We start from the raw sequence: 21,210 nt of genomic DNA on the forward strand, positions 1-21,210 counted from the left end.
CATGGCGGAGGGAAATCCCTGATGACCGCACGCGACCGCATCGCGCTACCCCGTACCCAGTTGCCTGTCGAAGCCTATTTCGACGAAGCCCGCCTGCAGCGGGAACAGGAACTGATTTTCAAGCAATCCGCGCTCTACGCCGGGCACACCAGCATGGTGCCCGATCCCGGCGACTGGCGCACGCTGGCGCACGAGCGCAACGGTCGCATCCTCATCCATCAACCTGCCGGGCAACACGCCCTGCTCTCCAACGTCTGCCGCCATCGCCAGGCCCTCATGCTGGGCGGTGAGGCTGGCCGCGTCGACGGCCCGATCCATGATCGGGGCAATCTGCGCGACACCGGCGGCAATATCGTCTGTCCACTGCATCGCTGGACCTACAACGGTGAAGGCGAACTGCTGGGTGCGCCTCAGTTCGACAGCAAACCCTGCCTGAACCTGCAGCGATTTCCACTGCAATCCTGTCATGGGTTGCTGTTCGAAGGCCCGCGCAATGCGGCAGGCGACCTCGGTCATCTTTTCTCGCGGCCCGAATTCGATTTCTCTGATTACGTACTTGATCACGTCGAACTCCACCAGTGCAACTACAACTGGAAGACGTTCATCGAAGTCTACCTGGAAGACTATCACGTCGGCCCCTTCCACCCCGGACTGGGTCGCTTCGTCACCTGTGATGACCTGCAATGGGAGTTCGGCGACTGGCACAGCCTGCAGCGGGTCGGTGTCCACCAGGCACTCTCTCAGCCGGGCTCGGACATCTACAGCCAGTGGCATGATCGACTGCTTGAATACCGGGAAGGCCAGGCACCGGACTTCGGCGCACGCTGGGTCACATATTTTCCGACCCACATGATCGAACTGTATCCTCATGTGCTGGTGCTGTCGACGCTGTATCCCCAAGGCCCGCAGGAAACGCTCAACGTGGTCGAGTTCTACTACCCGGAAGAAATCGCCGCATTCGAGCGCGAGTTCGTCGAAGCACAGCGTGCTGCCTACATGGAAACCGCCATCGAGGATGATGAGATCGCCGAACGCATGGATGCGGGCCGGCTGGCACTGTTCAAGCGAGGCATCTCCGAAGCCGGCCCCTACCAATCACCGATGGAAGACGGCATGCGCCACTTCCACGAATGGTACCGCCGCGTGATGGGCGAGCCCGCCTGATGGCAGACTGCCTGGTCGAGGTGACTCGGGACAGCGTCTGCATGGGGGATGATGTCGATGCCCCCCACTTCCTGCGGCTTGCCCTGCCCGTAACCGTAACGCTGAAGGATGTGTTCCTGATGCTGGCAGAGAAGCATTATCTGCCTGGGATTGCAGGACAACACCATTACTGGGAAGCCTGGAGCGCAGGAAGATTGCTGGCGTCATTCACGGGTAACAGTGCAACACCCGAGCATTCTGCCTGCCTGATCGAGAAACTTGCCGAACATGCCACGGATGGAAAGTTCGGCATTGAATTCAAATACTACAGCGCGACGACCTGAGCATGCAGCTGTCTATAGCCACCTTGCGTGCAAATCAACCATGCGACGACGCAGAAACCTGAAAGGGGTTGCGGCGGGCATGGCTTCAGCCTTCATCTCCCGTTACAACGATGTGGACGGCTACTGGGGCATGGGTATGATCTACCGCGATCTGTCGATCCGGTGCGTACACACTTTTCGCCTGGATCTATTGACAGGACATACCCTTCCATCGTTGTCATATACCTCGATGATGGCAAAAACCTATGGGCAGCGCCTGCTGCGCATGATTGAGCGCCATGGCCTCAGCCTGTCGCAGGTCAGCGAGGCCCGCATTGAGATTCTGTTCAATACACAGCAGCCCATGGGAGCGGCCGTCACGGATAGACGCTCACATGGAGACCCATTCTCCTGTACCGCATACATCCGTGATGACCTGGGCCATCTCTGGACATTCAGCCAGCAAGGACGCTGCCGGCGACACGACCCACGCAAAGAGCAACGCAGCACACGCAGAAATACGGATTTCCATGAAGCATGACGTGACATACGACGCATCAACCGACATCAGCAGGCTCGTTCCCGGCCACAAAGGGGATTTCGATGCCTGTCATCGCCTGCTTGAGGCCAGCCCGGAACAGATCCGACGCGTATTGCCGGAATTGCTGGTGTGGCTGCAAGACATCAACTGGCCCATTGCGCCCTATATCCTGAAAGCGCTGCGCCCGCTTGACGCGGCCCTGGCTCAGCCTGTCATGGACATCCTGGCGGGCGACGACGAAATGTGGAAATACTGGATCATCAGCAACCTGCTGCCACAGGTCAGAACCGAAGTACGGCAGGCATTGCACCCGCGCATCGTTGCCATCGCGAAGCAGCCAACGCCCGGCGAAGCGGCAGACGAAGTGAATCTGGCTGCCGCCGGGCTGCTGGCACAATGGGGATCGGATTAACCGCGCCCGCCAGCCTGCTGCAGCGCCTGGATACGCACCGGAATCGGCGGATGGGTCGCGAACAGCGCAGCAATCGCACCACCCCCTGTAATACCTGACGCCTCGAAGGTCTTGGGCAACTCGCCGGCCGGTACTCCCCCCAGGCGAGCCAGCGCACGGATCATCGGTTCACGCGAACCCAGCAGATGAGCTGCACCAGCATCGGCACGGAATTCACGCTGGCGCGAGAACCAGGCCACGATAATCGACGCCAGAATGCCGAAGACGATTTCACAGACGATCACGGTGGCAAAATAACCCAGCCCGCCGCCCTTGTCGTTCTTGAGCACCACGCGGTCGATGAAGTAGCCCACCACGCGGGCAAAGAACACCACGAAGGTATTGACCACGCCCTGGATCAGCGTGAGCGTGACCATATCGCCATTGGCAATGTGGGCGACTTCGTGGCCCAGCACGGCCATCACTTCCTCTTCGGTCATGCTGTGCAGCAGGCCGGTTGAAACAGCCACCAGCGAATCGTTCTTGAAGGCACCGGTGGCAAAGGCATTCGGCTCGCCTTCGTAAATAGCCACCTCGGGACGGCCGATGCCGGCGCGATCCGCCAGTTGATGTACGGTATCGACCAGCCAGGCTTCACGATGGTCAGCCGGGGCATTGGGATCGATCACGCGCGCGCCGGTGCTCCACTTGGCCATGGGCTTGCTCATCAGCAGCGAGATGAACGAACCCGTAAAACCGACCACGACCGAAAACACCAGCAGTGCCTGGATGTTCAGTCCCTGGGACGTGATGTAGCGATCCACGCCAAGCAAACGCAACGTAATGCTCAGGACGACGATCACTGCCAGGTTGGTCATGAGAAACAGGGCAATACGTTTCATGGGCTGGAAATCCTGCAAAGGTTCAAGGTTGAAAGGCTTTGACGCCAAAATACCCGATCAGTTCCTGGCCGGGCACACGGCAGCGGAGTATAGTCTCTTGCTCTAAGTCAATTATCATCGGACAAGGCGAATTATCCCATGCAGGCGCTCTGGATGCTGCTGGCGGCAGTCATGTTTTCCCTGATGGGCCTTTTCGTCAAGCTCGCCTCGCAGCAAGACATCACGCTGGCACAGATCGTCCTGTTCCGGGGCGTGCCCTCGGTGCTGCTGATCCTGTTCTGGGCACGCTCCGCACGCCAGCGTGTCTGGCCCACCCAATGGCGTCCCCACCTCTATCGCAACCTCACCGGCGTCACCGCCATGTGGCTGGGCTTCTATGCCTTGTCGCACCTGCCGCTGGCCACTGCCACCAGCCTGAGCTATACCGCGCCACTGTTCATCGCCGGCTGGATGCTGGCACAAAGCGGGCAGCAACGCGACCCGGTCTGCATCGCCAGCGTGGCGGTCGGATTCCTGGGAGTCCTGCTGATCCTGCGTCCCAGCATCGGTGCAGATGACACGTTGCCAGCGGCATTGGGCCTGCTGGGCGGTGCCTTTTCAGCCGTCGCCTACATGCAGGTCCGCCAGTTGGGCCGAATGGGAGAACCGGAATGGCGCACCGTGCTGCTGTTCTCGCTCACCGTCAGTTTCAGCAGTCTGCTGGGCCTCTATACGCTGGGCTGGCATCCGCTTGATCTGCAGGGCTGGCTGACCCTGATCGGTCTGGGCATCACCGGCATGCTCGGCCAGCTTTCCATGACGCGGGCGTTCGGCCTGGGATCTGCCCTGCTGTCAGCTGCGCTGCAGTACAGTACCATCATATTTGCAGTCATACTCGGCATTTTCTTTTTCGATACCTATCCGGACACGCTGGCCTGGATCGGCATGGCCGGCATTGTCCTGGCCGGCCTGCTCTCGGTATGGCGCACCGTGACCCATCACTGACAATTTTGGAGACACCATGCCCAACTACACCACGCTCGTGACGCCCGAAGCGCTCAAGGCACTGCTGGCCAGCGATCCTGCGGGCATCCGCATTTTCGATGCCCGTCACGACCTTGGCGACCACGAGGCGGGACGACGAGCCTACAACACCGGGCATATCCCCGGTGCCCTGTTTCTCGACCATGAAACCGATCTGTGCAGCCCCCGCACCGGACGCAATGGTCGCCATCCACTGCCTGACCGCGCTGCATTCGCAGCACTGATCCAGGCCCAGGGCGTCGGCCCGCAGACCCAGGTCATCATCTACGATGCCAGCAGCGGCCCGTTTGCCGCCCATCTGTGGTGGATGCTGCGCTGGATCGGCCATGCCAACGTCGCCGTGCTGGATGGTGGCTGGCAGGCCTGGCGTTCCGCCGGCTATGCGGTCGAAACCCAGTCACAGCCCCTGGCCGCCGCTGGCGCTCATCCCAAGGATCTGCCTGCCTCGCTGGTCGGCACGGTCGATGCCGCAGCCGTACAGGCCAATATTCCACTGCAACGCTTTACCATCCTGGATGCCCGAGCAGGCAACCGCTACCGCGGTGAAGTCGAACCCATGGATCCGGTCGCCGGTCACATCCCTGGCGCGCTCAACCGTCCTAACAGCGAAAACCAGGCCGCCGACGGGCGCTTCAAGCCGGCAACCACCCTGCGAGCCGAGTTCGAATCGGTACTGGGCGAACGCAATCCCGGTGACATCGTGCACCAGTGCGGCTCCGGCATCACGGCATGCCACAATCTCCTGGCCATGGAAATCGCCGGCCTGACTGGCAGCCGGCTGTATCCTGGCTCGTGGAGCGAATGGTGCAGCGACCCGGTTCGACCTGTTGCTACGGGTGCATGACAATCGCAGGCCACCTTCTGCAAATCAGTGTGCCTGCTCCCAGTTGTCACCCTCGCCCACCTCGGCGACCAGGGGCACCTTGAGCTCGGCAACCTCGCACATCAGCGCGGGCAAGGCATCGCGCAAGGTCTTGACCTCAGATAGCGGGACATCGAACACCAGTTCATCATGCACCTGCATGATCATGCGCGTGGCCAGCTTTTCTTGCTCCAGCCAGCGTTCGACCCGCACCATCGCCTTCTTGATCAGGTCGGCAGCAGTGCCCTGCATGGGGGCGTTGATAGCGGCCCGCTCGGCAGCCTGCCGGCGTGGCCCGCTGCCGCCCCGGATTTCCGGCAGCCACAGACGCCGGCCAAACACCGTCTCGACGTAGCCCAGCTCGCGTGCCGCGAGACGAGTTTCATCCATGTAGCGTGCCACGCCCGGATAGCGCATGAAATAGCGGTCGATATAGGATTGCGCAGCATCGCGGGTGATCCCCAGATTCGATGCCAGCCCGAAGGCTCCCATGCCGTAGATCAGGCCAAAATTGATGGCCTTGGCGGCGCGGCGCTGCTCGGAGGTGACTGCATTCATCTCCACCCCGAACACTTCGGAAGCCGTGGCCCGGTGGATGTCTGCGCCGGCGGCAAAGGCTTTCTGGAGGTTTTCGTCATCCGAGACATGCGCCATGACCCGCAGTTCGATCTGTGAGTAATCGGCGGACACGATGCGACCACCATCCGTTGCAACAAAAGCCGCCCGCACGCGGCGGCCCGCCTCTGTACGAACGGGAATGTTCTGCAGGTTAGGGTCCGACGAAGCCAGCCGCCCCGTGATCACGGCAGCCTGGGCGTAGCGGGTATGCACCCGGCCCGTGGCAGGCTCGATCATGCGCGGCAGCTTGTCGGTATAGGTGGACTTGAGCTTGGAGAGGCCACGATAGTCGAGCAATGCCTTGGGCAGCGGATAGTCCTGGGCCAGTCGCGTCAACACTTCCTCGTCGGTCGAAGGCGCACCGCCGGCTGTCTTGCGCACGACCGGCAAGCCCATGCGACCGAACAGGATCTCTCCGAGTTGCTTGGGAGAATTCAGATTGAACGGCTGGCCGGCCAGTTCGTAGGCGCGCTGCTCGATCTGCAACATTTCCTGGCCCAGCGCATGACTCTGGTGTGCCAGTTCGTCGGCATCAATGCGTACGCCATTGCGTTCGATCGCCACCAGCACCGGCGACACCTCTATCTCCAGGCGATAGGTCGCCAGCAGGCCGGCTTCCGCCTCGACCCTGGGATACAGCACCTGATGCAATTGCAGTGTGAAATCGGCATCTTCGCTGGCGTAATGGGCAGCCTGGTCGATATCGACTTCGTCGAAGCCGATCTGCTTGGCCCCCTTGCCGCACAGTTGTTCGTACGTCACACCCTCGCGCCCCAGCCAGCGCCGGGCCAGGTCGGTCATGCCGACACCACGGTGCGACTCCAGCACATAGGCCTGCAGCATCGTATCGTGCTCCACACCTCCCAGCGCAATACCTTCATTGGCAAACACATGGGTATCGTACTTGGCATGGTGCAGCACTTTGGGCGCAGCGGACGCCAGCCAGGGCCCCAGGCGGGCCAGGACTTCATCCCTGGGCAATTGCTCGACGGCATCCGGCCCCCTGTGTGCCAGCGGGATATAGCAGGCACGGCCCGGTGCGACCGCCAGTGAAATACCGACCAGACGAGCCTGCATTTCATTGAGAGACGTCGTCTCGGTATCCAGCGCCACCAGTTCGGCCTGAGCCAGCAAATCTTGCCAGCGCTCGAAATCCGCCCATGTCAGGATGGTGTCGTAATTGACTTCGACCGGGCCGGCCTGCTGGACCTCTGCAGCAATCCGCGCATCGCCTTCGGGAATGCGACCGGCATCGCCACTCAATTCACGCAACCAGCTCCGAAAACCATAGCGCTCATAAAGGTCGAGCAGCGTATCCTGATCTGCTTCCCGCATGATAAGTGCATCCCAGTCAGCGGCATGCGCATCCAGGTCGCAATCGGTCTTGACCGTCAGCAGTTGCCGGGTCAGATTGAAATTGGGAATGGCGTCGCGCAGATTCTGCCCTGCCACACCCTTGATCTGCTCCGCCACCTCAATCAGTTTTTCGATGGAGCCATGCTCCGACAGCCACTTGACCGCTGTCTTGGGGCCGACCTTGGTCACGCCTGGTACATTGTCGACCGTATCCCCGATCAGCATCAGGTAATCGACGATACGCTCGGGTGGCACACCGAACTTGGCCAGCACACCGGCAGGGTCCAGGCTCTCGCCGCTCATGGTGTTGACCAGCGTAGTGTGCGCATCGGCAAGTTGGGCCAGATCCTTGTCGCCGGTGGATATGATGGTCTGCATGCCGGCGGCCGCAGCCCGTACCGACAAGGTTCCGATCACGTCATCGGCCTCTACACCCTCGACCGCCAGCACGGGCCAGCCCAACGCTCTGACCGCCTGGTGAATCGGCTCGATCTGTCGTGCCAGATCTTCCGGCATGGAAGGACGCTGCGCCTTGTATTCGGGATACAGGTCATCACGAAAGGTCTTGCCCCGTGCATCGAACACGCAGGCGGCATACTTTGCCTTGTGATCCTGCGTCAGCTTGCGTAGCATATTGACTACACCATACAGTGCACCGGTCGGTTCGCCCTGAGCATTACGCAGATCCGGCATGGCATGATAGGCGCGGTACAGATAACTAGAACCGTCCACCAACAACAAGGTTTGACTCATAGATGACCCAGAATAAGTTACACGCCGACTGGCAGATAGACAGAATTATGTCAGAGATCCAGCAGGCGTCAGACGCACTCGCCCATATCGGGCAGGCGGTCAGCATTTTCGGCAGTGCGCGCATCCGCCAGGACTCGCCCTGGTACGCACAGACCCAGGATATCGCCGGTAGGCTTGCGACAGCAGGGATCGCAGTGATCGCCGGCGGCGGCCCCGGCCTGATGGAAGCAGCCAACAAGGGAGCCCATGAACAGGGCGGCACCAGCATTGGTCTGAACATCAGCCTGCCGCACGAGCCGACCAATAATCCCTACCAGACACTCAGCCTGCCATTCGAATATTTCGTCTCGCGCAAGGCCGCCTTCTTCATGCACAGCATCGGCTACATTGCCATGCCCGGCGGCTTCGGCACGCTTGACGAACTGTTCGAAGCCATGACCCTGATCCAGACCGGCAAACTACCGGCAGCACCCATCATGCTGGTCGGCAGCAGCTACTGGAACGGCCTGATCGACTGGTTGCGCGAACAACTGCAGACACGGGCGCTGATCGGCCCCAACGATCTCGGGCTGCTTGAAATCGAGGACGACACCGACCGTGTCGTCGAACGCATCATCCAGTTCGCCGGCTGCATCACGCAGGACGCAGGCTCTCGCGAGAGCTGCATCCTGCCCTGACCGATTTCAGTCGATCCCGCGCGACGTCAGGTATTCGTCGTAGGTGCCGCGGTAATCGACCACTTCGCCACCGGGCATGATCTCGATGACCCGGCTGGCCAGCCCCGACACGAACTCACGATCGTGTGAGACGAAGAGCAGTGTGCCCTGGAATTTTTCCAGGGCGAACTGCAGCGACTCGATGGATTCCATGTCCAGGTGATTGGTCGGCTCATCAAGCACCAGCACGTTGTGGCGACCCAGCATTAGGCGACCGAAAGTCATGCGGTTCTTCTCGCCACCGGAGAGCACATTGACCTGCTTGACGATATCATCGGCCGAGAACAGCAAGCGTCCCAGGCTGGCACGCACGGCCTGGTCGTCGTCTCCGGGTTGGCGATAGTCTTCCATCCAGTCGAACAGGCTGACCTGGCGCTGGAACTGATCCGAGACATCTTGCGCCATATAGCCGCGATCGGCATTTTCCGACCACTTGACCGTGCCCGTATCGGGTGCAAGCTCTTCTGCCAGCAAGCGCAGCAGCGTGGTCTTGCCGACGCCATTGGCACCGATGATGGCAATCTTCTCGCCCGCCTCGATCATGGCCGAGAACGGCCGGATAACGGGCTGGTCATACGATTTGGAGATATTCTCGACTGTCACGGCCAGCCGGTGCATGGGCTTGTTCTGCTCGAAACGAATGAACGGATTCTGGCGCGAGGACGGTTTGACCTCGATGGTTTCAGCCTTGATCCTATCGATTTGCTTCAGACGAGAAGTCGCCTGGCGCGACTTGGACTTGTTGGCCGCAAAGCGACGCACGAAATCCTGCAGCTCTGCGACACGTTCCTTGGCCTTGGCATTGTTGGCACTGATCCGTTCACGCGCCTGCGTCGACGCCAGCATGTAATCGTCGTAGGTGCCCGGATAGATGCGCAGCTCACCATAGTCCAGGTCGGCCATATGGGTGCAGACCTGATTCAGGAAGTGGCGATCATGGCTGATGATGATCATGGTGGACTGGTAGCCGTTGAGCACATCCTCCAGCCAGCGAATCGTATTGATATCCAGGTTGTTGGTCGGCTCGTCGAGCAGCAGCACATCGGGATTGGAGAACAGCGCCTGCGCCAGCAGCACCCGCAGCTTCCAGCCCGGCGCGATCTCGCGCATGGGCAACTGATGCTGATCCACCGGAAACTCCAGGCCGAGCAGCAATTCGCCCGCCCTGGCTTCGGCGGTATAACCGTCGTACTCGGCGAATTTCGCCTCCAGTTCGGCGGCACGCATGTAATCATCTTCCGACGCCTCGGGATCGGCATAGATGGCATCGCGTTCAGACATGGCCTGCCACATTTCGGTGTGGCCCATCAGTACCACGTCGAGCACGCGCACGTCTTCAAAGGCGAACTGGTCCTGGCGCAGCTTGCCCAGGCGCACGCCCGGATCAAGCGAGACGTTGCCGGCGCTGGGCTCGAGGTCTCCGCCGATGATCTTCATCAGGGTCGATTTGCCCGAGCCGTTGGCACCGATCAGGCCATAGCGGTTGCCATCGCCGAACTTGGCGTTGACGTTCTCAAAAAGCGGCTTGGGGCCGAACTGTATCGATAGATTGGCGGTGGAGATCACTATGCAGGAATCCAGTAGGACGAATGGCTAAACCTGTCAGTGTACCAAGAAAGGGACGCCCACCCGTATCGCAGCCGGAAAGTCAGCCGGGTCGCCCGAAAACGCCAGCGCCCGCGCCGTGATATCACCTGCCGCCTCCAACTCGAAAAACTCATGTCCCGGCACCAGTCCATTGTGGTCATGGGCATACTCGGCGAAATAGCCGGACAACAGCAGGCGATAGTCCAGCGGCAATCCGGGAACGATCCGCCTGGCCAGGTCAAAGACGATGGTCGTGCAATTGCTGGTCAGGCTATTGTAGAAACGGGGTTCGCGGCGGATGTCTTCGGCCTCTTGCAGGTAGCCCAACAAGGCCTCGCGCAGGGCACTCGGTGGCATGTCCAATCGGTACATGCGAACGGTTTCACCGCGCGCATTGGTCCGCACGCGGATGATGTCATTTTCGTCTGCTGCGATCAGCACCACCTCGTACTGGCGGAAAAAGCCGGCAATGGCCGAAAAAGATTCGCCCTGTTCCTTGCGGATCTCGAGCGAAAACACCAGTTGGCGTCCATCGGCAAAACCAAACGAGACCAGCGTATGCGCAATCGCAGGCCCCATCCAGTACGAGAGAAACAGGTCGCCCGATACCAGCTCATCCAGATCATACTCGCGGGTTTCCCAGCGCGGGGTATAGTCCGTTTCGCTGCGCCACTCGAAATTGCGCACGTTGTGCATGATCAATCGATTGCCGTTGACCTCGGCCCAGGTCAGCCGATCCACATCATCGGCCCAGATCCGGTCATGTGAAGGTGCCAGCGTCTGCCACCAGCCCAGCGTTGCCAGCAAGCCTGCACCTGCCACCAGCCAGATCCTGCCGCGCCAGCGCAACATCCAGGGAGCCATCACGGCAGCCAGACCCAATGCCGCACAGACCAGCAGCGCCGGCACACGCCACGGCGACTCGGCCTGAAACCAGAGTGCCAGACCGGCCCAGCCTGCCAGCAGGCAGGCCATGAGCGCCATGACGACACGTCCCGTCCACCGCAACAGACTCCCGAGCCGCTTCATGTCATGCCCCCCGATCATCAATCATGCGCGTGGTGGTGCTCCTTGAACACCAGATAGGCCATGCCATCCTCGGTCGCCAGCCCGACCCGTTGCCCAACCGGCAGCGTCGCCTTGGGACTGCTGTGCCCGAACGGCAGGCCCGGAATCACGGCAATACCCGTCTCTGCCTTGATCCAGTCGATGGCAGCCTGCAGGTCATAGCCCCGGTCCTGCTCTGCGAGCCGGTAGTCGGTGAATGTCCCAAGCACGATGGCCTGCTGGCGTGCCAATACGCCCGCCTGCTGCAACTGGATCAGCATGCGCTCGATACGATAGGGATGCTCGCTCACATCTTCCAGGAACAGGATCCCATCATCGATCTGTGGAAAATAGGGTGTCCCCAGCAGGCTGACCAGCATGGCCAGGTTGCCGCCCCACAGCGTTCCCCGACAGTCGATCGGATCGGCATCGGGGCTTTCGAAGCTCAGCGCTTCGAGATCGCCATGCATCATTTCTGCAAACAGGTCATGCGTCAGGTCATCCGCAAGAGGACCGGCAAAGTCCGAGCAGGCACAGGGACCGGCATAGCTGACGGCCCCGGTCTGCGCCAGCAGGGCCAGGTTGAAAGCCGTAAAATCGCTGTGCCCGACGAAGCGCTTGCCACTGTCGGCCACCGCTCGCCAGTCGATCCGCGACAGCAGCCGCGACATGCCGTAGCCGCCCCGCACGGCCATGACGATATCGGCCGGTTGCGCCAGTGCCCGGGCAATCCCCGCCAGCCGCTGCGCGTCAGTACCGGCAAAACGCTGGTGCTGGCTGCGTACATCGGCATCAAGTACTGGCGCAAATCCCAGTTGTTTCAGGCTGGCCTGCGCGGTGTCGAGCAATTCGGGGGCCGGCACGCCCGAAGGTGCAAACAGGTAAATGCTCTCCGTGCCAGCGGTCCCCTGGCCACCGCAATTGCCGCAACAACCGCCCTGCCCGCCACTGCAGCCGCCATGACCGGCATGGTGTCCATGGTCGTGATCATGGCTATGGCCGTGGCTACCATGATCATGGGCATGTCCGTGATCGTGATCCTGCCCCAGTCCTTCCACACGCACTGGAATCTGCTTGTTCATTTTCGATTTCTCCTGGGCTGCCTGAGCCCTGCGTTCACGGAAAAAAGCCTTCAGCATCGCACTGCATTCATCGGCCAACACGCCAGCCTCGACCTGCGTCTGGTGATTCAGTTGTTCATGTGCCGGAATGTCGAGCACACTGCCACACGCCCCGGTCTTGGGATCGGTCGCGCCATAGACGATGCGCGCCAGGCGCGCATGCAGCATGGCACCAATGCACATGGTGCAGGGTTCCAGAGTGACATACAGGGTCGCACCGGGCAGGCGGTAGTTGGCCTGTTTCAGGCCCGCATCGCGCAGGGCCACGACCTCGGCATGCGCAGTGGGATCATGATCGCCGATCGTCCGGTTGCGCCCCTCGCCCAGTATCTCGCCCTCGGCGGACACCAGCACCGCACCGACCGGCACCTCGCCCTCCTGCCACGCCTGGCGGGCCAGTCCGAGCGCACGCTGCATCATGGCACGATCACGCCCTGCACCTTCATCTGGAGAGCGGTTCTCGGCCTGCACACGATCTTCTGGAGGAACGACGGGACTGCTCATGAAACGCTCGCTGATTGATGAAAGCGCAGTGTATCCGAATCCCGCCGCACTCCACCTTGATGCGGCGCAGACAGCGCGCTACAGTCGGGACTTGCCTTCCGACCATGGAGTCGCACCTCGTGTCTCTCGCCCGCATCCCCTTTTCCGTTCTCGACCTGGCCCCCATCGTCCAGGGACAGACCGCCGCCCAGGCCTTCGACAACAGTGTCAGGCTGGCCCAGCATGCCGAGCATCTGGGTTTCGAACGCTTCTGGGTAGCAGAACATCACAATATCAATGGCATCGCCAGCAGCGCCACTGCCGTGTTGATCGGTCACATTGCGGCACAGACCCGCACGATCCGTGTCGGCTCGGGCGGCGTCATGCTGCCCAACCATGCCCCGCTCATCGTGGCCGAACAGTTCGGCACCCTCGAAAGCCTGTTTCCCGGGCGAATCGATCTGGGACTGGGACGTGCGCCTGGCACCGATGGCGTGACACAACAGGCCCTGGGCCGTTCGCCACGCAGCGGCCTCGATTTTCCGGACCTGCTGGAAGAATTGCGGGGCTATTTTCGCCCTGCCCGCTCTGGGCAACCAGTCCGCGCCGTCCCTGGAGAAGGCCTGGACATTCCTATCTGGCTGCTGGGCTCAAGCGATTTCAGCGCCCGGCTTGCTGCCGGGCTGGGGCTGCCATTTTCCTTTGCCGGACACTTTTCCCCGGAAGGCATGGCAGCGATGCACCTCTATCGCCAGTTGTTCAAGCCATCGGCCACGCTGGCGCGTCCACATGCCATGATCTGTGTCCCGGTCGTGGCCGCAGATACCCATGCCCAGGCGCAACGCCTGGCCACCACGCAGCAGCAGAAATTCCTGTCCCTGGTGCGAGGCAACCGCCTGCAGTTGCAGCCGCCCGTCGATGACATGGCGGCCTTGTGGACGGAGCAGGAAGAATGGGCGGTACGACATCGGCTGGCTGCCGCCATCGTCGGTGATGCTGCGACGGTCGAGGCCGGATTGCAGGATCTGCTCCGGCGAACGCAGGCCGATGAGATCATGATCGTCGGGGATTTTCATGACATCAGGGATCGCCTGCGCTCATACGAAATACTGGCGGAAATCAAGGCCCGGCAGGTCTGACAGACGGTTGGAATACGCCTCGCCCATGCTGATATGGATATGTGCATTGGCGAGGCATGCTTTTCAGGTGCATCGGACCCGGTGTAGCCGGGCCGAGTACAGCACCTGCGGCAGGACGGATTATTTGCCGACCTGATCGCCAATAATGCCACCAATCGCAGCACCACCAACCGTACCCAGCACACTGCCCCCGGAGATCACGGCTCCCGCCACGCCGCCGATGGCCGCACCGCCAGCCGTGCTTTTCTGCCGCGTATTCATGCTGTCCCAGGAACTGCAACCTGCGGCGGCTACCACGGTTGCGCCAATCAGCGCCACTTTGCACATACGGATAAGCTTGTCTGTATTCATGATGATGCTCCTGAATGAAGGCAAACACGGATAAATGATTGCACTAGGGGACTCATGATGACAAACTTTTGCCGCACAAATGTAACAACAGGCGCTACACATACAACCGGATATTGGTTGAAGAATGTGCTCAAGAGACACACTGTATAAAGAAAATCCGCGCACCTGCACGCCAAAAATAAATTGTAATGTATGATCACAATTAAATTATGTGGGCCATAGCCGGGCTCAACCGGACCGCCTGAGCATGCTTGCCAGTCGGGTGCCTCTCCCGAGAGATTCATACCATGTTGCAAGCCGCCCCATCCATTGCCACGCGCGCAGTATATTCGCTGGCACATCTGGCGGCGCTGGACCGCGTCATGGCGATTGCCGAATTCGATGCCCACGGGGTACTCCAGCATGCCAACGACAATTATCTCGATCTGCTGGGCCTGACGGCAGAGGCCGCGGCAGGCCGTAGCTACGTCAGTTTCTGCCTGCCCGCATTCGTGGCGTGCGGCGACTATGATCGACTCTGGAACAAGCTGTTGTCCGGCCAATCCCACTCCGGCCTGGCGGAACGACGCCGCAACGATGGCCGCCATTGCTGGCTTGAAACCACCTACATTCCCCTGCCCGACGAAAATGGGCAAATCCTGCGCATACTCAAGGTCGCGACCGATATCACCCAACGCATCGAGCACGAACGGGAACAACAGAAGAGTCTGCACTTGCTGTCACTGGTCGCCGATGCCAGCGATGCCGCTGTCATGATTACGGACAGCGCTTCCGAAGTCGTCTACATCAATAGCGGTTTTACGCGCATGTTCGGCTGGAATCTCGAAGAGATCCGCCAACGCAGCGCGATTCCTTTGCTGGCACCGAATCTCGACGATGAATATGCGCAAAACTACCGATCCACCTTGCGCAACGGCAATTCTATCGAGCGAGAAGAATTGCTGACCAGCAAGGATCGCCAGCGCTGCTGGGCCAAGATTTTCAGCAACCCCATTTTCAACAGCGATGGCAACTGGCAATACACCATCACGGTACTGACTGACATCACGATCGCCAAGGTCCATGAAATGCTGCAGCGGCAGACCCTGGAACACATGGCACGCGACCGTCCCCTGACAGAAGTGCTGGAAACCATCTGTCACGAAGTCGAACGTATCGCACCCGAACTGTGCGCCTCTATCCTGGAGGTCGACGAACAGGGCAAACTCCATCCTCTGGCCGCGCCCAGCCTGCCGGCAGACTATTGTCAGGCGCTGGATGGTCTCTCCATCGGTCCCTGCGTTGGCTCTTGCGGCACCGCCGCCTGGCTCAACGAGGCAGTCAGGGTCGACGATATCGCCACGGACGCGCGCTGGGAGCCCTATCGTGGCCTGGTACTGCCATTGGGACTGACAGGTTGCTGGTCGACACCGATTCGCAACAGCATGGGGCGCGTGATCGGCTCTTTCGCATTCTATTTCCGACGGCCTCGCAATGAGGCTTCGATCCTTCTGCACCAGCGCCTGGTCGATGCCTGCACACATCTGTGCGCACTGGCATTGGAGCGAGAGCATAGCCGTACCCGCATCCGGCAACTGGCTTTCTACGATGAACTGACCGGCATGCCCAACCGCAATCTGCTGCATGCCAAGGCAGACCAGAGCATTGCCGCTGCAACACGCGACCGCACATCCCTGGCTGTGCTGTTCATCGACCTCGACCGCTTCAAGCAGATCAATGATTCGCTGGGACACCCGGCTGGCGACGAGGTACTTCGCCAGATTGCAGGACGACTGCAACGCAACCCCGATTTCGATATCGAAGGCCGTCTGGCCGGAGACGAATTCATCGTCGTGTTGCCTCGGCAGAGTGTGGAACAGACTACGCTGATCATCGAACGCATTCAGGCAGCATTGGCGGAACCCATATCGGTAGCCGGCACAACACTTTCCATTTCAGCCAGCGTCGGAGTGGCCATGTTTCCAACCGACGGTCATGACATGGAAACACTGCTCCATCGTGCAGATATCGCCATGTACCAGGCCAAGCGCAGCGGTCGCGGCCACTGCAGCTTCTACAGCAGCGAGATGAACCAGCTCGCCCAGGAACGCATGGCGCTCGAAAGCGCACTACGACAAGCATTGGAAAACGGACAGTTGCACCTGAACTACCAGCCACAGATCGAAATGTCGACCGGCAAGCTGTATGGTGTGGAAGCACTGGCCCGCTGGTCGCATCCCGAGCTGGGCGATATCTCCCCTGCGCGCTTCATCCCTCTGGCAGAAGAATGCGGCCTGATCGCTGATCTCGGCCGTTGGGCAGTCGGAGAGGCATGCCGCCAGTTGGCGCAATGGCGCACCAAGGGACTGGCCATTCCTGCAGTCTCGGTCAATCTGTCTCCAACCAGCTTTCACAACCTCGAATTGCCCAGCATCATTTCCAACACGCTGCAGCAGCACGCGCTCAAGCCCGAAGACCTGACGCTGGAAATCACCGAAAACATCCTGCTGGATACCAATCCCGGCACAATGAAGACGATTTCCGAAGTGCAGGCTCAGGGTGTGCGCCTGTCGATGGATGACTTCGGCACGGGCTACTCGAGCCTGAGCTACCTGCGTCGCCTGCCCATCTCGGAGCTGAAGCTCGACCGCAGCTTTGTGGCCGACCTGGAAAACGACGAAGCCGCTCAGGCACTAAGTCGTGCCATCCTGGGCATCGGCCAGAGCCTGCGCCTGACTGTCGTCGCCGAAGGTATCGAGACTCAGGCGCAGAACCTGATGCTGCGCGAACAAGGCTATCCCGTCGCCCAGGGCTACCTGTTTTCCAGGCCCCTGGCACCATCGGACCTGGAATGCTGGTTGGCGGAGCGCGTCGTGACACACTGAAGCCATGCTTGGCAGTGCCACTACCGGCCGCCTGCTGTTACTTGCCTCCCTGAGACCCAAGTGACAATCGACAGCGCCGGCAGTCACGCCGCCAGCCGTGCTCGCAGGTAGCTTTCCACATCGATGGTCTCAAGACCATTGCGTGCGTTGAACGTCCCTGCCTTGTCCCACCACATCCCGTCGCCCAGTGCAAAGGCTGCCCGATAACGCGTCATCACATCCTCGGGGGAGGATTCCAGGTCGGCGCGCAACCTGTCCAGGGTCAACAGTCGCCTCTCGAACACGACCCCCGTGACGCGCTCGACAACCTCGGCCAGTTGCCCGTACGAAAGTGTGTCTCCTGCCAGATAGACCACCTCATTGGCAATGCGCGGTCGGGCAAGCAGGATCTCTGTAGTCAGCCTGCCGATATCTTCGGGCGTGGTCACGGTGACCTTTGTCTTCCAACTGCCCAAGCCATGGATGGCTTTGCCGTCGAGATCCACGACACCAAAATCCGGCTCAAACAGGAAGCTCGTGAACATGCCGGTCGAAACGATGACCCACTCGGTTGCATCCTGCCCTCGCAGCAGTTGCCGGACCTCGAACTGCTCATCAAAGACGGGCTGGCCGCTGCCACGTCCAACGACATCGTAATCGACGCCGAATTGCCATGGAAAGTACCGCTGCACACCCGCCGCCAATACCGCCCTGCTGATCCGAAGCTGAGTTCCCGGACCAGCAACGAAGCCCGTGCAGTTGAACACGGTACGGTACTGCGCGAACAATACCTCCAAGGCTTGCGCATCGCTCGATAGATCAAAACCCAAGACCGCCACGCCCAGCTCGCGCAGTTCCGCCAGATTAGCCGCACCTTGCGCCGAGGGATGACTGATCGTGCCTGGAGACACAAGCACAGTCAATGTTGCCTGCACTGCGCGGGCCCGTGGAGCCAGCGCACGCAAGACAGCCATACCAAGCTGCCCTGCGCCCAGGATGAGCATATTATGCAGCGCCTGTTGTTCGTCATTGATTTGTTGATTATTCATTTTCCGGCCCTTTTTCATTTGAGTGCCGCTATCTTGCACCAAGATCCTCTGTGAATTACATCCTGGAAAAACACTTTATTATTTGAATAAATGCAATAATCATATAACTATGCGCGATCTTCACTGCGCACCAGAACCCCTAACCGGAGCGCCCGCATGGACCGATTTCAGGCCATGGAAACCTATGTCCGCGTGATCGAGGCAGGCAGTTTCAGGATGGCTGCAGAAACAATGCACGCCTTGCCCTCCACGGTGACGCGAACGATCAAGGAACTCGAAGCTCACCTGGGCATCCGTTTGCTGAACCGGACGACACGGGCCTTGAGCGTCACGGACGCAGGACTGCGCTACTACGACAGTTGCAAGGCCATCCTGCGTGATGTGCAGGCGGCAGAAGGCGCAACCGCCCTGCAGACAGGCATACTTCGAGGCAACATCCGGATCAGTGCGACCCCCTCGCTTGCCAAAGGCTTCATCATTCCGGCGCTCTGGCGCTTTGCGGAGCGCCATCCGGGCATCGATCTCGATTTCGACCTGAGCGATGCCACGCTCGATGTCATCCAGCGTGGCATCGACTGTGCCATCAGGACCGGAGTCTTGCCGCCCTCGCGCCTCATTGCCCGCCAGATTGGCTCATTCCAATGGTATGTCTGCGGTTCGCCTGGCTATTTCGAACGGCACGGCACACCATGCGATCTCGACGCGCTCAGGTTGCACAGGGCTGTTGGTTACGTCAACAGCCAGACAGGCCGCTCGATGGCCTGGTCTTTTCTGGAAGGCGGAGACACAAAGCGCATCGACATGATCGAGCATGTCCGCGTGAACGATACCGACGCCTATGTCTGCGCCTGTACGGCAGGCCTGGGGCTGATCCGCGTCGCCAGCTATATGGTGCACGGGCTGCTTGCCGAAGGCCGCCTGGTCAGAGTGCTGGGCGATATTGACACGCCCCGGGAACCGATCTCCATCGTGTATCCGCAAAGCCGGCATCTTTCGCCGGCGATTCGTGCCTTTATCGACTGGTGCATAGACCGGATAGGGAAAGAGGCGCAGCACTGGTAGCCATCGATGCCCCAGGTGCCGTCCGGAAACAAAACGGCGCAACCAAAAGGCTGCGCCGTTTTTCTGCTGCATGACAGGTGCCGCGCAGCTTTCCGATGGCAAGCTTACTTGCGCTTGACCGGTGGCAGGTCGGTGCAGTGTCCCAGCGCAGCCTCGGCAGCCATACCCATGGACTCACCCAGCGTCGGATGCGGATGGATGGTCTTGCCGATATCCACTGCATCTGCGCCCATTTCGATAGCCAGCGCAATCTCGCCGATCAGGTCGCCCGCATGAGTACCAACAATGCCACCACCCACGATACGGCCATCCTCGGCATCGAACAGCAGCTTGGTGAAGCCTTCATCACGACCATTGGCAATGGCACGACCCGAGGCAGCCCAGGGGAACAGCCCCTTGGTCACCTTGACGCCTTGGCGCTTGGCATCCTCTTCGGTCAGACCAACCCAGGCCACCTCGGGGTCCGTGTAGGCCACGGCCGGGATCACGCGAGCATCGAAATGGCTCTTCTCGCCCGCAGCCACTTCGGCAGCCACATGTGCCTCATGCACGGCCTTGTGGGCCAGCATGGGTTGCCCGACCACATCACCGATGGCAAAAATATGCGGCACATTGGTGCGCATCTGGCTATCTACCTCGATGAAGCCACGCTCGGTCACAGTCACGCCCGCCTTGTCGGCACCGATCAGCAGGCCATTGGGCTTGCGACCCACTGCCTGCAGCACCAGATCGTAGCGCTGTGGCTCCTTGGGCGCATTCTCGCCTTCGAAGCTCACCCAGATGCCATCCTCGCGCGCCTCTGCTGCCACCGTACGGGTATTGAGCAGAATGTGGTCGAAGCGGTGGGCATTGATCTTCTGCCAGACCTTGACCAAGTCGCGGTCAGCCCCTTGCATCAGACCATCCTGCATTTCGACCACATCAAGCCGGGAGCCCAGCGTGGAATACACCGTGCCCATTTCCAGGCCGATGATCCCGCCGCCGACGATCAGCATTTTCTGCGGAATCGACTTGAGCTTGAGTGCGCCGGTCGAGTCAACGATGCGCTCGTCTTCCGGCAGGAAAGGCAGCTTGACCGACTGGCTGCCGGCCGCAATGATGGCGTGCCGGAAGCGCACCACCTGTTCGCCCTGTTCCGTGGCCACGCGCAGGTGATAGGGGTCGACGAATTCGCCCACGCCCTGCACCACCTGAACCTTGCGGGCCTTGGCCATGCCGGCCAGCCCACCGGTCAGCTTGGCGATGACGCTGTCCTTGAAACCGCGCAGCTTGTCGAGATCGATCTTCGGCTCGCCGAAGGTGATGCCGTGCGCTTCCTGCGCCTTGGCTTCCTCAATCACGGCAGCGGTGTGCAGCAGCGCCTTGGAAGGAATGCAGCCTACGTTCAGGCATACGCCGCCCAGGGTTGCATAACGCTCGACCAGCACCACCGACAGTCCCAGGTCCGCAGCACGGAATGCGGCCGAATAACCGCCGGGGCCGGCACCCAGCACCAGCACGTCGCACTCGGCATCAACCTTGCCGGCATAGCTGCCGGCCGGGGCCGGGGCTGCTGCCTTGGGCGCTGCGGGTGCGGGCGCTTCCTGCTTGGCTGCGGCAGGAGCCGCAGCGGCCTTGGCCGGTTCGGACGCAGCGGCGGGCGCTGCGCCAGCCGATGCATCGGCAGCCTCGATCTCGAGGATATCGGCCCCCTCGGCAATCTTGTCGCCGACCTTGACCTTGATGGACTTCACGACCCCGCCCTGCGAGGCTGGAATCTCCATCGAGGCCTTGTCCGACTCCACCGTGATCAGGCTTTGTTCCGCTTCAATGGTATCGCCCACCGACACCAGCACCTCGATCACTTCCACTTCGCTGAAGTCACCGATATCGGGCACTTTGATAATTGTGCTCATGGGAA

The 21,210-nt window shown here is 60.7% G+C and carries 18 protein-coding genes; 10 read left to right on the forward strand and 8 right to left on the reverse strand.

Annotated elements, in window-relative coordinates; genetic code table 11:
- Positions 1 to 21 precede the first annotated feature (21 nt).
- Genes DD235_RS04750 through DD235_RS16820 form a run of 4 tightly spaced genes read left to right on the forward strand, consistent with a single transcriptional unit; the run spans position 22 to position 2,419 of the window.
- Positions 22 to 1,164, forward strand: a complete 1,143-nt coding sequence (locus tag DD235_RS04750) for an aromatic ring-hydroxylating oxygenase subunit alpha (protein WP_109060846.1) — start codon at positions 22 to 24, stop codon at positions 1,162 to 1,164.
- Positions 1,164 to 1,487 carry a hypothetical protein gene (locus DD235_RS04755; protein ID WP_109060847.1) on the forward strand — a complete coding sequence of 108 codons (324 nt, stop codon included), beginning with the start codon at positions 1,164 to 1,166 and terminating at the stop codon, positions 1,485 to 1,487. The genes DD235_RS04750 and DD235_RS04755 overlap by 1 nt, the downstream gene beginning before the upstream one ends.
- 40 nt (positions 1,488 to 1,527) lie before the next feature.
- Positions 1,528 to 2,007, forward strand: coding sequence for a hypothetical protein (locus DD235_RS16815; RefSeq protein ID WP_162300402.1), 480 nt, complete (start codon positions 1,528 to 1,530; stop codon positions 2,005 to 2,007).
- On the forward strand, positions 1,997 to 2,419 hold the full coding sequence (locus DD235_RS16820; RefSeq protein WP_162300403.1) for a DUF5071 domain-containing protein: 423 nt from the start codon (positions 1,997 to 1,999) through the stop codon (positions 2,417 to 2,419). The genes DD235_RS16815 and DD235_RS16820 overlap by 11 nt, the downstream gene beginning before the upstream one ends.
- On the opposite strand, the gene htpX is transcribed toward DD235_RS16820, so the two are convergent.
- The gene (htpX, locus tag DD235_RS04765) at positions 2,416 to 3,300 is read right to left on the reverse strand and encodes a protease HtpX (RefSeq protein WP_109060849.1); all 885 of its coding nucleotides are present in this window, start codon (positions 3,298 to 3,300) and stop codon (positions 2,416 to 2,418) included. The two genes, DD235_RS16820 and htpX, sit on opposite strands and share 4 nt — an antisense overlap.
- 138 nt (positions 3,301 to 3,438) lie before the next feature.
- Here htpX and DD235_RS04770 point away from each other — a divergent pair, with 138 nt between their 5' ends.
- Together DD235_RS04770 and DD235_RS04775 are read left to right on the forward strand one after the other, a co-directional pair.
- Positions 3,439 to 4,284, forward strand: a complete 846-nt coding sequence (locus DD235_RS04770; protein WP_109060850.1) for a DMT family transporter — start codon at positions 3,439 to 3,441, stop codon at positions 4,282 to 4,284.
- 16 nt (positions 4,285 to 4,300) lie between these two features.
- Complete coding sequence (locus DD235_RS04775) at positions 4,301 to 5,167, forward strand: sulfurtransferase (protein ID WP_109060851.1); 867 nt, start codon at positions 4,301 to 4,303, stop codon at positions 5,165 to 5,167.
- Between the two features lie 24 nt (positions 5,168 to 5,191).
- Here DD235_RS04775 and polA read toward each other — a convergent pair whose 3' ends face one another.
- Positions 5,192 to 7,912, reverse strand: coding sequence for a DNA polymerase I (polA, locus tag DD235_RS04780; protein WP_109060852.1), 2,721 nt, complete (start codon positions 7,910 to 7,912; stop codon positions 5,192 to 5,194).
- A 2-nt stretch (positions 7,913 to 7,914) separates the two neighbouring features.
- On the opposite strand from polA, the gene DD235_RS04785 reads away from it, so the two are divergent.
- A complete protein-coding gene (locus DD235_RS04785; RefSeq protein WP_109060853.1) occupies positions 7,915 to 8,589 on the forward strand; it encodes an LOG family protein in 675 nt (224 codons plus the stop codon).
- A 6-nt stretch (positions 8,590 to 8,595) separates the two neighbouring features.
- Here DD235_RS04785 and DD235_RS04790 read toward each other — a convergent pair whose 3' ends face one another.
- The 3 genes from DD235_RS04790 to tadA are packed head-to-tail and all read right to left on the reverse strand — an operon-like array spanning position 8,596 to position 12,887.
- Positions 8,596 to 10,194 carry an ABC-F family ATPase gene (locus DD235_RS04790; protein ID WP_109060854.1) on the reverse strand — a complete coding sequence of 533 codons (1,599 nt, stop codon included), beginning with the start codon at positions 10,192 to 10,194 and terminating at the stop codon, positions 8,596 to 8,598.
- Positions 10,195 to 10,230: 36 nt separating this feature from the next.
- Complete coding sequence (locus DD235_RS04795) at positions 10,231 to 11,244, reverse strand: Lnb N-terminal periplasmic domain-containing protein (RefSeq protein WP_193519546.1); 1,014 nt, start codon at positions 11,242 to 11,244, stop codon at positions 10,231 to 10,233.
- Between the two features lie 17 nt (positions 11,245 to 11,261).
- Positions 11,262 to 12,887 carry a tRNA adenosine(34) deaminase TadA gene (gene tadA, locus DD235_RS04800; protein WP_109060856.1) on the reverse strand — a complete coding sequence of 542 codons (1,626 nt, stop codon included), beginning with the start codon at positions 12,885 to 12,887 and terminating at the stop codon, positions 11,262 to 11,264.
- A gap of 104 nt (positions 12,888 to 12,991) precedes the next feature.
- On the opposite strand from tadA, the gene DD235_RS04805 reads away from it, so the two are divergent.
- Positions 12,992 to 14,005, forward strand: coding sequence for an LLM class flavin-dependent oxidoreductase (locus DD235_RS04805; RefSeq protein WP_109060857.1), 1,014 nt, complete (start codon positions 12,992 to 12,994; stop codon positions 14,003 to 14,005).
- Positions 14,006 to 14,125: 120 nt separating this feature from the next.
- Here the strand turns inward: DD235_RS04805 and DD235_RS04810 are convergent, their stop codons facing one another.
- Entirely contained in the window at positions 14,126 to 14,332 is a 207-nt protein-coding gene (locus DD235_RS04810) for a glycine zipper 2TM domain-containing protein (RefSeq protein ID WP_109061026.1), read from the reverse strand.
- A gap of 311 nt (positions 14,333 to 14,643) precedes the next feature.
- Between DD235_RS04810 and DD235_RS04815 the strand changes: the two genes are divergently transcribed.
- Positions 14,644 to 17,220 (forward strand): sensor domain-containing protein, encoded by a 2,577-nt coding sequence (locus tag DD235_RS04815; protein WP_109060858.1) that lies wholly within the window; start codon positions 14,644 to 14,646, stop codon positions 17,218 to 17,220.
- 83 nt (positions 17,221 to 17,303) lie between these two features.
- On the opposite strand, the gene DD235_RS04820 is transcribed toward DD235_RS04815, so the two are convergent.
- Positions 17,304 to 18,248 (reverse strand): aromatic alcohol reductase, encoded by a 945-nt coding sequence (locus DD235_RS04820; RefSeq protein ID WP_162300405.1) that lies wholly within the window; start codon positions 18,246 to 18,248, stop codon positions 17,304 to 17,306.
- A gap of 156 nt (positions 18,249 to 18,404) precedes the next feature.
- Between DD235_RS04820 and DD235_RS04825 the strand changes: the two genes are divergently transcribed.
- Positions 18,405 to 19,310 (forward strand): LysR family transcriptional regulator, encoded by a 906-nt coding sequence (locus DD235_RS04825; RefSeq protein WP_109060859.1) that lies wholly within the window; start codon positions 18,405 to 18,407, stop codon positions 19,308 to 19,310.
- Positions 19,311 to 19,414: 104 nt separating this feature from the next.
- Here DD235_RS04825 and lpdA read toward each other — a convergent pair whose 3' ends face one another.
- The gene (gene lpdA, locus DD235_RS04830; RefSeq protein ID WP_109060860.1) at positions 19,415 to 21,205 is read right to left on the reverse strand and encodes a dihydrolipoyl dehydrogenase; all 1,791 of its coding nucleotides are present in this window, start codon (positions 21,203 to 21,205) and stop codon (positions 19,415 to 19,417) included.
- Positions 21,206 to 21,210 lie beyond the last annotated feature (5 nt).

The organism is Corticimicrobacter populi (genome assembly GCF_003123725.1).
Lineage (GTDB): Bacteria > Pseudomonadota > Gammaproteobacteria > Burkholderiales > Burkholderiaceae_B > Corticimicrobacter > Corticimicrobacter populi.